Source organism: Rhizobium sp. YJ-22 (assembly GCF_029601685.1).
GTDB lineage: Bacteria > Pseudomonadota > Alphaproteobacteria > Rhizobiales > Rhizobiaceae > Metarhizobium.
The window spans coordinates 24,230-35,073 of sequence record NZ_JARRIR010000026.1; the positions used below are offsets into that span (position 1 = coordinate 24,230).

The 10,844-nt window shown below is 62.8% G+C and carries 15 protein-coding genes; all 15 read left to right on the top strand.

The annotated features are described in order from the left end of the window. Nucleotides 1-48: 48 nt before the first annotated feature. The 15 genes from P7F60_RS28960 to P7F60_RS29030 all read left to right on the top strand — a co-directional run bounded on the left by P7F60_RS28960 (nucleotide 49) and on the right by P7F60_RS29030 (nucleotide 10,588). Nucleotides 49-291, top strand: a complete 243-nt coding sequence (locus P7F60_RS28960) for a hypothetical protein (RefSeq protein ID WP_277921014.1) — start codon at nucleotides 49-51, stop codon at nucleotides 289-291. A gap of 115 nt (nucleotides 292-406) precedes the next feature. Continuing rightward, nucleotides 407-916 (top strand): hypothetical protein, encoded by a 510-nt coding sequence (locus tag P7F60_RS28965; protein ID WP_277921015.1) that lies wholly within the window; start codon nucleotides 407-409, stop codon nucleotides 914-916. 228 nt (nucleotides 917-1,144) lie between these two features. Beyond that, a complete protein-coding gene (locus P7F60_RS28970; RefSeq protein WP_277921016.1) occupies nucleotides 1,145-1,615 on the top strand; it encodes a phage protein Gp36 family protein in 471 nt (156 codons plus the stop codon). Further along, on the top strand, nucleotides 1,612-2,088 hold the full coding sequence (locus P7F60_RS28975; protein WP_277921017.1) for a phage virion morphogenesis protein: 477 nt from the start codon (nucleotides 1,612-1,614) through the stop codon (nucleotides 2,086-2,088). Before P7F60_RS28970 ends, P7F60_RS28975 begins: the two co-directional genes overlap by 4 nt. Continuing rightward, complete coding sequence (locus P7F60_RS28980) at nucleotides 2,085-2,717, top strand: hypothetical protein (RefSeq protein WP_277921018.1); 633 nt, start codon at nucleotides 2,085-2,087, stop codon at nucleotides 2,715-2,717. Before P7F60_RS28975 ends, P7F60_RS28980 begins: the two co-directional genes overlap by 4 nt. Continuing rightward, nucleotides 2,710-3,231 (top strand): phage baseplate assembly protein V, encoded by a 522-nt coding sequence (locus P7F60_RS28985; protein WP_277921019.1) that lies wholly within the window; start codon nucleotides 2,710-2,712, stop codon nucleotides 3,229-3,231. Before P7F60_RS28980 ends, P7F60_RS28985 begins: the two co-directional genes overlap by 8 nt. Before the next feature lie 14 nt (nucleotides 3,232-3,245). Next, complete coding sequence (locus tag P7F60_RS28990) at nucleotides 3,246-3,509, top strand: hypothetical protein (RefSeq protein WP_277921020.1); 264 nt, start codon at nucleotides 3,246-3,248, stop codon at nucleotides 3,507-3,509. A 25-nt stretch (nucleotides 3,510-3,534) separates the two neighbouring features. Then, nucleotides 3,535-3,930, top strand: a complete 396-nt coding sequence (locus tag P7F60_RS28995) for an integrase (RefSeq protein WP_277921021.1) — start codon at nucleotides 3,535-3,537, stop codon at nucleotides 3,928-3,930. Then, a complete protein-coding gene (locus tag P7F60_RS29000; RefSeq protein WP_277921022.1) occupies nucleotides 3,927-4,853 on the top strand; it encodes a baseplate J/gp47 family protein in 927 nt (308 codons plus the stop codon). The genes P7F60_RS28995 and P7F60_RS29000 overlap by 4 nt, the downstream gene beginning before the upstream one ends. Then, nucleotides 4,850-5,515 carry a phage tail protein I gene (locus P7F60_RS29005; RefSeq protein ID WP_277921023.1) on the top strand — a complete coding sequence of 222 codons (666 nt, stop codon included), beginning with the start codon at nucleotides 4,850-4,852 and terminating at the stop codon, nucleotides 5,513-5,515. The genes P7F60_RS29000 and P7F60_RS29005 overlap by 4 nt, the downstream gene beginning before the upstream one ends. A 63-nt stretch (nucleotides 5,516-5,578) precedes the next feature. Continuing rightward, nucleotides 5,579-7,813: a hypothetical protein gene (locus tag P7F60_RS29010; protein WP_277921024.1), complete on the top strand. Its 2,235-nt coding sequence runs from the start codon at nucleotides 5,579-5,581 to the stop codon at nucleotides 7,811-7,813. A gap of 10 nt (nucleotides 7,814-7,823) precedes the next feature. Then, nucleotides 7,824-8,003: a hypothetical protein gene (locus P7F60_RS29015; protein WP_277921025.1), complete on the top strand. Its 180-nt coding sequence runs from the start codon at nucleotides 7,824-7,826 to the stop codon at nucleotides 8,001-8,003. After that, on the top strand, nucleotides 7,975-9,270 hold the full coding sequence (locus P7F60_RS29020; protein ID WP_277921026.1) for a hypothetical protein: 1,296 nt from the start codon (nucleotides 7,975-7,977) through the stop codon (nucleotides 9,268-9,270). The genes P7F60_RS29015 and P7F60_RS29020 overlap by 29 nt, the downstream gene beginning before the upstream one ends. After that, on the top strand, nucleotides 9,267-9,740 hold the full coding sequence (locus P7F60_RS29025; RefSeq protein WP_277921027.1) for a hypothetical protein: 474 nt from the start codon (nucleotides 9,267-9,269) through the stop codon (nucleotides 9,738-9,740). The genes P7F60_RS29020 and P7F60_RS29025 overlap by 4 nt, the downstream gene beginning before the upstream one ends. Then, nucleotides 9,737-10,588, top strand: a complete 852-nt coding sequence (locus P7F60_RS29030) for a hypothetical protein (RefSeq protein WP_277921028.1) — start codon at nucleotides 9,737-9,739, stop codon at nucleotides 10,586-10,588. Before P7F60_RS29025 ends, P7F60_RS29030 begins: the two co-directional genes overlap by 4 nt. The last annotated feature ends 256 nt before the right edge of the window (nucleotides 10,589-10,844 follow it).

Genomic DNA, 10,844 nt, shown 5'->3' on the forward strand with positions numbered 1-10,844 from the left:
GGCGTTCGGGACCGGCCGTCCGTCTTTCGTCATCGTCAAAGGTTCGAAATGATCTCCAGTCGCTTTTGCTATCTCGCTGCCTTCGTCCGTTATTGCCGTTTCAGCGTGCTGATCACCGCGCTGTCCGTCGTCGCCCGCTACGTCATTCATGCCGTCGCCACGCCGTTCGTGGACAGCTGGATGCGGCCCACGAACTTCAAGCCTGTTCTCTTCCGCGTCATCCAGCGGCTGCGGCCGGTCTACCGCGACAGCTACGCCACGCATGGTTTGTCACTGAACGCATTTCCGTAACCCGGGAGGGGGTGTCAGAGCCCCCGGAGCCGCCGGCCTACTCCTCCTCCCAGGGCCGGCGGTTTTCCGAGAGCAGCTCGCGCGCTGCTTTCCGAAAACCGAAAAGGAGCCCGCTATGTCGAAATCGACGCCCAGGACGAAGACGCAAGCTGAAAACTCGCCCACTCCCACCGTGCCCGCCGCGCCGATCGACGCGCAGGCCGGCGGCGAACCGACCCAAAATAACGGCGCGCCTGAGGTCACAACGGAGGCGACCGCGCCCGGCGCCGTAACCGGCGATGCCGGCGATTTGGTTTCGGCTGTGGCTGACGCCGAAGGAGCGCCGGTCCCGTCGTTGCCGACCCCGACGCCGGTCGAGTTCGTTGAGCAGCCGCGGGAAGTCGAAACACCGGGCACCGCCTTGGGCACCGGCATGATGGTTGCCGAACGTATTTACATCATCTCGGCCCCGGGCGGCCCGCGTCGGCGCGCCAATATGTCGTTCGGCCCTGTGCCGCGCGACCTGCGCTGGGAGGAGCTTGGCCCCGATCCGGAGAAGGCGCTGGAAGCTTTGCGCGACGATCCGTTCATCAAGATTGACGGCCGGTACGAGCATCGGCCGGCCGATCCGGACGAGCAGCTCTGAGAATACCGAGCGGGGAGCGCTGCGAGCGGACAAGCGGCATCGAGCCGAGAATGCCCCGAAGCCCCTCTGGCGGAAATGATGCCGCCAGAAAACAGCAGCACCAATACCTGGGGAGGTCTGGTCCCGCTCGCGAGGCGGTCAGCACCCATCGACCCGGCCCTGGCCGGATAGGGAACGTTCGAACGTAGGGGCTTAGCCCGCCTCCCACCCTCACACCTTGGACCCGTCATGACCGCCTACGCCACGATCGCCGATCTGGAAGCCCGCTTCCCCTCCGAACTGACGTTGCTCGCGGCCGACGAAACCACCGGCCTGCGCGACGACGTGCGCATCGGTCATGCGCTGTCCGACAGCTCCATCGAAATCCGCGCCATCCTTGCCGCCCGCTATTCAGCCGCTGAGCTGGCCGCACTCGATGCCGGATCGCTTGAGGTGCTGCGCGTCTATTGCGCCGACATGACACTCTATCGCGTGGCGCTGTCTTTCGCCCGATCTTCCGAGGCGATCAAGGAACGTTACGACCAGGCGGTCAAACGCCTGGAAGCCATCGCCGCCGGCAAGGGCGCGCTGTCGACCACGGGCGGCACGTCCGGCGGACCTGCCGGCGGCGAGCAGCTTCCCAACGACGTCGGCCAGAATGAGGTTGTCGTGGTCGGCCCGGAACGCGTCTTCACGCGGGAAAGGCTCGGCCGGATATGAGCATCTCGATTGTCGTCGATGCCTCCGACTTCGGGGACGTCTTCCGCAAGCTCCGCCCGCTCACCGAGTTCGACGAGGTCGAGCTGATGAGCACGATCGGCGCGCTCGGCGAAAGCCAGACCCGCCGGCGCATCGAGGAGGAGAAGACTGGCCCCGATGGTCAGGCATGGCCGCCGAACCTGCAGGGCACGCCGATCCTGGTCGAAACCGGGCAGCACCTACTTTATTCCATCGCCTGGACGGCGTCCGCGACGGAGGCCGAATGGGGCTCGACGTGGGAATATGCCCATGTTCATCAGGCCGGCATGACGATCAAGCCGAAGAACGGCAAGGCGCTGCAGTTCCAGCTCGGCGGCAAGTTCGTGATGGCGAAGTCCGTGACCATCCCAGCGCGCCCGTTCGTCGGCCTGTCTGAAGCGAACCGCCAAGAGATCATGGACGTCGTCAGCGATATGTTCGGAGCGCTGCAATGACGCTCGCACCCGCCACGCTCGCCCAGCTGCTCGACGCCGATCCAATCGCGCCGGCGCAGCGCGCCATCGTCGACACCGTCAAAGCCTACCTGCCGGGCATCGCCGTCATGCTCCATCCCGGCAAGGTCGACATTTCCGAACTGGTCAGCAAGGCCCTGGTCGCCGCGCCCGGCGTCGGGATCGGCTGGAGCCGGGTGCGGACGCTCCGCGCGATCGACGGCCATTACAGCCTGTTGGTCGATTGGGTCGCCTATGTCGTCGCCGAGGCGCGGCCGATAGCGAACCGGCGTGTTGAGAAGGAAGCCGTGGCGCTGGCGATCGGCAACCAGTTCCTGCGGATGCTTGCGGACGTCGATGTCTGCTTCTGGGGTATGCGCGGCATCTCGGCGCCGGAAACCACGCCCGGCCCGGAGTTCAAACCGCTCTTCACCGTCGCCGACCAGGCGCAAGGCACGGTCTATTACACGGTGACCTGGTCGCAGACGCTGACCGGCCTTGGCGTCACCTTCCTGCCGACCGCGATAGGTCATGTCGTCGAAGACACGACGACGATCAAATATCCCTCGCCGGAGGAGCTGGCGGAAATGGACGGCTGGCTGGCCGGCGGCCCGGAGGTGGACGATGCGTGACCATACCGCCCTCGAAATCCGGCGTCTCCGCGAGCAGCTCGAACAGGTCAATCGTCGCGTGGCGATGATGAACCTGCCGGGCAAGGTCGCCCAGGTGGACGCCGACAAGCGCGTGTTGCGCCTGAAAATGGGCACGACCCGCGACGGCCGCGACATCCTCAGCCCTTGGTCGCGCTGGCAAGAAGGCGGCGCCGGCGGCCTCAAAATCCACAATCAGCCCGCGATCGGCGAGCAGATGGTGCTGTCGTCGGTCTCCGGCACGGTCGGCGCCGCCTCGATGGCGATGCCGGCGAGCTATGACCAGGACAACCAAGCACCGTCGAAGTCCGAGGACACCGCCGTGTTTACGCGCGGCGGCGGACGCATCGAGCTTGGTCCGGACGGCATCCGCCTGATCGGCAATGTGCGTGCCGAGGGCGGAACGCTCACCCACAACGATGTCAACGTCGGCAGCTCTCACAAGCACACCGGCGTGATCCCAGGCGGCGGCATCAGCGGCCCGCCGCAGAGCTGAAGAAGGAAGAAAGCATGGCCAAGAAACCCACAACCGCATCGGCCCAGGACGAGACCGACGCCACCGCCGAGGCACCGGCAACGACGCCGGCGGCGCTCGACGACGGCAAGATCGCCTACGACATCACCGATAAGGCACCGCCGCGCATCGCCCTGCAGCGCATCGAGAAGGGCCAGACGGAAATCCGACTGACCGAAGAACAGGCCCGCGCCGAGCTGCTCGCCGGCCACATCCGCCCGAAACCTGCCGCTGAAGCACCCGCTTCGGACGCCGTTTAAAGCCGCCTCGAAGGACCGTTGAAGCATGGCCGGACCCATCCGTTACAGACAGGGCATCGACGCCAGAACCGGCGCGCCGCTTTCCGGCGCGGCGCATCTGGCGCAGGAGCTGCGCCGCATCTGGATGACGCGGCTCAACGAAATGCCTATGCTGCTTGACTACGGTTCCGGCCTGCGCGGGTTCCTGTCCGAAGACATCACGCCAGCGCTGGCGCTGTCGATCTATAACGAGCTGGTCGGATCGACGGCCAAGTGGGAGCCGGAATACGATATCCAGACGCTGCAATTCGTCCGCGTCACCCAGGACGGCAGCTTGGCTTTGCGCCACAGCGGCGTCTACTTCCCAGAGGGGCGCTACGGCAACTATGACATTTCGCAGCCGCTGACCATGCTGCCCGTCCGTCTCGGGGTAGCGCGATGACGATTGACCTGACCCGCCTCCGGCGCCCGGACGTCCTCGAAACGGTCAACCAACCGGCCATGCTCGATGCCGCGATCGCGCGCTTCATCGTCGAATGGAATGCGCAGCGCGCCAAAGACCCGGCGCTGCCAGCCTACACGACGGAGATGATCAAGGGCGAAACCGCCGTTGGCTTGCTGCGCGCCTGGACGCTGGAGCGCACCGTCGATCGCGAACGCGTCAATGATGCGATCGAGGCGTTGCTCGCCGTTCGGGCGCACAATGCCGACCTCGAAAATCTTGTCGCCGGCCGCAACATCGAGCGGATCGTCATCCGGCCGGCCACGGCTGATACGCCTGCCGTTCTGGAAAGCGATGCGTCGTTGCTACGCCGCTATCTCGCCAGTTTCGATAAAGCCGCCCCGGGCAGCGCCAATCGGTATCTCTATGAGGCATGGGCCGCGTGGCCGCAAAATGACGACAAGACGCTTGGCCTGTGGGATGCGGCGGTCAACGGCTTCGACATCCATGGCCGGCGAGGCGACGACGACATCGTCATCATTGGTCCGGCCGGACGCCTGCCGACCGAAGAGGAGCGGCTGCTCATTCGTGCTGCCGTGACAAACCCGTCCATCAAGCCGAATGCCATTAGCATCTCGGTGCTGCCGGCGATCCGCGCCGAATACCATGCGTCCTTCGTGGTCGAGCTGCCGACCGGCCCCGACCCGGCCATCGTCGTCGCGGAGGCCGAGACGCGCGTGCGGGCCGCTGCGATCGAGCGAACCATGATCGGCGGCGAAGTGCCGGCCGGTCTGCTTGCCGGCGCGGCCTATGGGCCGTCGGTCATCAAGGTCCGCGACCTCGCGCCGGTAGTGATCTCGCCCGATCCCTATACCGTGCCCGTTCTGACGGGCCTGACCATCGTGCCGGAGGTGCGATCATGAGCGCGATCGGCAAGCTGCTGCCGCCGTCATCGACCCAAGCCTGGGAATATGCCATCGCCGCCGGCATGTCCGACGAACTGCCGGTGCCCTACGCGCAGCTGATGGACCCCTACGAAACGCCGGCACAGTGGTTGCCCTGGCTGGCTGGCCACTATGCGGTCGACCTTTGGTATGAGGATTGGCCTGAGGCCAGGAAGCGAGAGATCATCGCGCAATATGCCGGCGTTTCCGTGGTCTATCCCGGCGAGGCGCTTCCCGAGCTGAAGGGTTCGCACATCGGCGTGCTCCGGTACCTCTCGTTTGTCGACGCGGACGTTATCGATTTCATCTCCTACCCCGCGCGCTTCGTCATGGGTCTGTCGGCGCCATCATTTACTCCGGTCGGGCACCCTCCGTTCAAGGCGCGCTACCTGGTGAAGGTGATGCTCGACAAACCGGTCAACGCCTTCGTGCTCGGCCTTTCAGCGCTCGGGCACGGCGCTGTACGCAATGTTGACCTGACACCGGTCCGACGCGTCAAGGAGGCGATGCGCATCGCAAAGGCGCCGTCGACCGAATACCTCGTCACTGCGGCTTGGCGCCGCCAGATCACCTTCGCCGACGAAATCCTGATCGCCGATGGCCGCCCGATCGGCGGCTTTATCGATCGCACGCACATTTGAGGCAGATGCATGGACATCATCAATTTCACAGACGCAGAAATCGCTGATCCTCTCGATTTTACATTGATCAGCGAAAAAGGCCGGGCGGCGCTGGAAGCGGTCCATGGCGGCGCCCTCGGCTGGTCGGCGCATTGGGCGCGCATCACCGTCTCGCAAGCCTCGGCTGACGTTGTCACCGTCAGCCCCGGCGAATACCATGCCTCGGAAAAGGTCTATTTCGGGGTCGATCCGATCACCGTTAACTTGCAGACCTACAAGCCGGCCGTGGCAAACGACGAACGCTGGATCGCGCTGATCCTGCGCGGCGCCGATGTCGAGGTCAATCAGGTCCGCGCTTTCGAGACCTCGGAAGAGCCGCTGACCGAAAGCATTCCGGTCAACCAGCCGACGCCAAAGATCAGCGGCCGGCGCATGTCGGTGGTCATCCAGACCGGCGAGTTCGCGCCGCCCCCCGCCTTGCGCCCGTCGATCAATGAAAACGACTGCTGTATCGCCTTCGTGCGCCTGAAATCGACCGGCATTCAGGAGATCGTCGCCAACGATGATGGTCGCGTGAAGACGGTCGCCGAGATCGACGGCCGGCTTGTCGCGATAGAGGTCAAGGTCGAGCAGCTGTTCAAGCGCGCCGAAGCGTTGGAAACCAACATCGCTGCCGTTGCGGCCGCGCAGAAGAACTTTGCGACCAGGGCGCTCGCCAGTCAGCTGACCCGCGACGTCGGGCGCATGTCACAGCTCATGAATTTTCCGGATGAGGCGCGAAACTATTACTTCGATCAGGGCCTCGTGAAGGACTTCTGGGATCTGCAGCATGTCGATAGCATCGCGCGCATCAAGGAGGGCGTCCGCTACCAGTATGCCTCGATCCAGAACAATCCTCTGCGCCTGCTCGACTATGGCAATGCGGAACTGAGCATCTATGACGGCCGGATCGTCCTGCCGAAATTTACAGAAGTAACCCGCATCGAAAGCCCGCTGGGCAGCGGAAGCCTCGACCTGTCGAACACCGTCCACACAGTCGTCACCGCGACGCAGCACACGGTCTCGTATGAAAGCATCCGGTATGGCGCCACCATCAACGTCTGCGAAAATACCGCAGGCTGGGAGAGCATCGGCGATCGCAAGCCCGGTGAAATTTTTGCGGTCAACGGCCAGGAATTCGTTTCCGGTGGCTTGAGCGGCAATCCCTGGAATGAGAACCCGGCCTCGGAAGGGCATAAGAACTTCTCCGCGACGGGCATCATCCGCGATTATTACTCCGAGACCTATACCACCTACCACACCGAATACTTCGGTCTGTCGGGCGCCATCCATGCGCAGTCCTTCCTGAATGCGCAGCTGATGGTTTGCACGTCGTTCGAATTCTATTTCGATCGTGTCGGCAGTGGTGCGGGCTCCGATGTCACGTTGTGCGTCGTCAAGCTGAACTCCGCCGGCGCACCCGACTATGATGCGGTCATCGCCAAGATGACGAAGCCGCAAGGCGAACTGAACACCGGCTGGTGCAAGTTCGTCATCCCACCGACGCTGCTCGACACCGGCAAGCGCTACGCGGCGGTTCTTGTTACCGGGGGCAATCACGCCATCAAGACGAGCACCGGCAATGCCTTCACCGGTGGTACGAAGTTCGTCTGCACGGATGGCATCTGGTCGCAGGGGTCGACGACCGAAGATATCTGCATGCGGGTCAACGGCGCGAAGTTCGAACGAAGCCGCACCGTCATCGAGATGGAAGCGGCGACGCTTGCCGATGGCATGACGGAAATGCAGCTGGTGTTTCAGGGCTGGGAGCCGGATGGCACCCAGCGCTCCTGGGAGATCAAGCCGGTCGGCTCCGCGGTGTGGATACCCTTCGACAACCGCGCGCCCAACCCGCTCGCCAACCTGCCGCCGCAAGCGCAGCTGCGTTGCATCATGCAGGGCACCGAAGATATCGCGCCTTGCCTCATCCTCGATGCCACCAATGCCCGTGTGCTGACGGGACGCATGCAGGGCATCCAGCGGGCGATCTCGAAGCAGCTGAACTTCGGCTTCTCGACGACACAGCTGCAAATGGTCGCGCAGGTTGATAACTACGATCCTGCCCGCCACACCCATCTCAACAAGATCATGGTGGGCGCCACCGTGGTCACCGGCACAGTGGTCGCCGAGCAGGATATCACCAAGCCCAGCCGGTGGAAGTTCACCACGAATTTCACGCTCGGCGCGGCGGCCACCAGCTGCCGCATCCGCCTTGAAGGCACGACCAACAGCATCGTGGTCGTGCCTTTCGTCCAGGACATCCAGCTTAACGCCTTCTAAGGAGTGCCCCATGGCCGATGCGCCGATGTATGAGCCGGAGACCCGCTACACCACGCGGGTCTCTCGCCCGGTAAACGACGGGCCGTTCCGCTACCTGCCGCGCCACGAAATCGAAACCGATGGCGCGACCCTCAATCGCTGGATCGAAAAGGAGGGCGAAGATGTCATTGCCTCCGCCGAGCCCGTCTGATCGCTATCAGCTGACCGGCATTCTCTACAAATGGACGGTGGCGCTCTGGAATAGCGTGTTCGGCTCGATCGCCGATCGACTGAATGCGCTGGAAGCGCGCGATGCCGATTATCAGGAGGTCATCGACGCCGGAACCGGCGCGGCAATCGAATACGTTCAGAACGCGGTCGCGCCGCAGATCGAGCAGATCGGCGACACCATCGGCGATCTCAACGAGGAGATCGCCGAGGCGCAGGATATTCTCGCCGCTCTGCAAAGCCAGGGGGTGCCGGCGACGAATGTGCCGGTCACACCGGCCGGCAATTTCCCGGCGGGAACAAGCGTGCAGGAGGCGCTGGAAGCACTCGATCAGGTCACCTCAGGTATCGGCAATGCGCTCACGACGCACAAGGCGGGCGTCGATGTTCACCCGGAGGCGCGGGCGACAGCCGCGCTCGCACGGGCCGGCACTGACAATACCCGCATCATGACGCCATCGCTGGTGCGTGATGTCCGCATGCTGCGGACCAACTTGCAGGCTGGAGCTTATACCGTGCTCCCGGCTGACTTCGGTCAGACAATCAGCTGTAGCTCCACGTTCACGCTGGCGCTGACGGCAGCCGCGACGCTTGGCGATGGCTGGTATTGCTATGTCCGCAATACCGGGTCGGGTGTCATCACCATCGATCCCAACGGGGCGGAAACGATTGATGGCGCCGCCACGCTCAAGCTTGTGGCTGGCGCATCGGTCATGATCCACTGCAACGGTGCGACGTTCCGGTCATTTGGCCGTAATGGGCTTCAGCGGATCACCGACTTCGTTTCGATCTCCGGCACCCCCCCTGTAATTGAACTTACGGACGGCTTTGACGGCAGTTTCGAAGAGATTGTGATCCGCTTGATGGGCGTGACCATGACGGGTGGTCCAATCTATCTTTCCTCGCGTCGGCTCAGTGACAATGTGTGGGGAAACTACTTGGTGGGGACGAAATTTGCCGCGTACTCCAACGGCGGGCAAAACACTCAGGCCGTTTCTGCGTCCGCCGAGGCTCCTCTAGAGGAGGCAACCATCGCGATCTCTGGTGAACTCAGGATCAGCGGCCTCACGAATTCAGTATCACCGTGCCTGCAATGTGATTTCCAAGGTGTGTACGGAAGTGGCACCGTTCTTTCGAAGGCGATTTATTATGGCAACTATCCCATCAACGGCCTCAGATTAAAGGCATCTAGCGGATACACATTCGTGAACGGCGGGCGATACGAAGTTTTCGGAAGGAAGGCATCATGACCTACCTCGTCACCATCATGCGCGACGGCGTCCAGATGCAGGTACCGCGCTCCGAAATCTTCCCCGAGCCGACGCTCGACGCCCGCAAGGCCAGCCTCACCGCCACCGTTAACGTCCATGTCGCCACATTGCTGGCGGCCGGTGCGCCGGTGGCAGCAGGCGAAACCACGCTGCACATTGCCCTCGATGACGGCTCGCGCGCCGACTTGACCGCGATGGTCTCGACGGCGGGCTTTGCCCTGCAAAGTCTGATCCCCTTGCCGGAAAGCTATCAGCAGGGCTGGATCACGATGGAAAACATCCGCATCCCGCTCGCCGAACCCACCGATGGCATCCTCATGGCCGCCGGCGTCGGCGAGCGCTACGCCCAAATCCGCCAGCAAGGCCGCACGCTCAAGGACGCAATCGAAGCGGCCGAAGACGCGGCGGCCCTCGACGCCATCGATATCGAAAGCGGCTGGCCGGCATGACGCACATTACCATAGATACTGCTTCTGGCGCGTCCCTCTCGACTCTCTGCGACTTTCCCGCCAAGTTGATCATCACGGCTAAGCTTGAGCTGCCGGGACATTGGATGCGGGGGCATATGAAGGGATTGGCAGTTCGGGCGATCGAGCGGATCGTGAGCGGCGCGACTGTTCTCGGGAGTGCAGCAGGCGGCGCGGTGTTGATGAACTATCTCGTTCCCGGTGAGGTCGGTGCGATCACGGGGCTTTTCGCCGGTGGTGGTTTCGGCATCGCCGCAGTCGTGGTGCTTAAATTCTCCGAAATGAAACTTGCTGGCCCGGGTGTCGGGTTTCAAATGAAGCTGGAGGCGATCGCAAAGGATGCCGAAGAAGCTCGGAAGCTTGCGCAACTCACGGCCGAAATCGCCTTTGATATTGGCAATCGGCCGCGCGGTGTCGTTGGCGGTGGGTCGCTTTCCCAGAACGATGCGGTGCGAAAACTGATCGCGGAACGGCTTCTTGAGTTTGGCTTCGATAAGGCAGAAGCGTCCAGGGTCGCCCGGTTCGACGACCCGCACATCGCGCGGCGGATCATTCAGCTCATGATCCTTAAAGCTGTGAGAAGGGCGGATGCTGGCGGTGAGAAAATGTCGAACGAATTGAGCCTAAAGCTTCTTGGTCGCGATGCGGACAAGACACCGGAAGGTATCAAGGCTGCGCTTGGCGGCGAGTTGCTTCAGGATGACGAAGTTCAGGCCGGCGTCCGGTTCTATCAACAGTGGTATGAAAGCGATGCGAAGCTCTATTTCGTAATCGACAATCTCAGTCGCCTGCATGCGGCGGAACAGCGAGAGAAATCCATTGTGAGCTGATATCCTTCAGCCCGTCGCATTGACTTTGAATTCAATTTGCGGCGGGATGTATCCGAAGAATTCCTTAACTTTCCGCGGATTGTGCCTCCGGGGCTGACAGCTGTCAGCCCGAGGTTTCGCGCGCGCGCGCGTAGTTTTCCCTCGAATTGATTTAATCCACCTTCGAGGGCGGCATAACAGTATCCATCCGGCGAAGGCCGCGGGGCTTATGATTTCGGCTCGTCTGCCATGATGCGTTTGATGACTTCCGGGTCAC

Coding starts and splice junctions, on each gene's coding strand:
- P7F60_RS28960 (WP_277921014.1), top strand. CDS start 49: ATGATCTCCAGTCGCTTTTGCTATCTCGCTGCCTTCGTCCGTTATTGC.
- P7F60_RS28965 (WP_277921015.1), top strand. CDS start 407: ATGTCGAAATCGACGCCCAGGACGAAGACGCAAGCTGAAAACTCGCCC.
- P7F60_RS28970 (WP_277921016.1), top strand. CDS start 1,145: ATGACCGCCTACGCCACGATCGCCGATCTGGAAGCCCGCTTCCCCTCC.
- P7F60_RS28975 (WP_277921017.1), top strand. CDS start 1,612: ATGAGCATCTCGATTGTCGTCGATGCCTCCGACTTCGGGGACGTCTTC.
- P7F60_RS28980 (WP_277921018.1), top strand. CDS start 2,085: ATGACGCTCGCACCCGCCACGCTCGCCCAGCTGCTCGACGCCGATCCA.
- P7F60_RS28985 (WP_277921019.1), top strand. CDS start 2,710: ATGCGTGACCATACCGCCCTCGAAATCCGGCGTCTCCGCGAGCAGCTC.
- P7F60_RS28990 (WP_277921020.1), top strand. CDS start 3,246: ATGGCCAAGAAACCCACAACCGCATCGGCCCAGGACGAGACCGACGCC.
- P7F60_RS28995 (WP_277921021.1), top strand. CDS start 3,535: ATGGCCGGACCCATCCGTTACAGACAGGGCATCGACGCCAGAACCGGC.
- P7F60_RS29000 (WP_277921022.1), top strand. CDS start 3,927: ATGACGATTGACCTGACCCGCCTCCGGCGCCCGGACGTCCTCGAAACG.
- P7F60_RS29005 (WP_277921023.1), top strand. CDS start 4,850: ATGAGCGCGATCGGCAAGCTGCTGCCGCCGTCATCGACCCAAGCCTGG.
- P7F60_RS29015 (WP_277921025.1), top strand. CDS start 7,824: ATGGCCGATGCGCCGATGTATGAGCCGGAGACCCGCTACACCACGCGG.
- P7F60_RS29020 (WP_277921026.1), top strand. CDS start 7,975: ATGTCATTGCCTCCGCCGAGCCCGTCTGATCGCTATCAGCTGACCGGC.
- P7F60_RS29025 (WP_277921027.1), top strand. CDS start 9,267: ATGACCTACCTCGTCACCATCATGCGCGACGGCGTCCAGATGCAGGTA.
- P7F60_RS29030 (WP_277921028.1), top strand. CDS start 9,737: ATGACGCACATTACCATAGATACTGCTTCTGGCGCGTCCCTCTCGACT.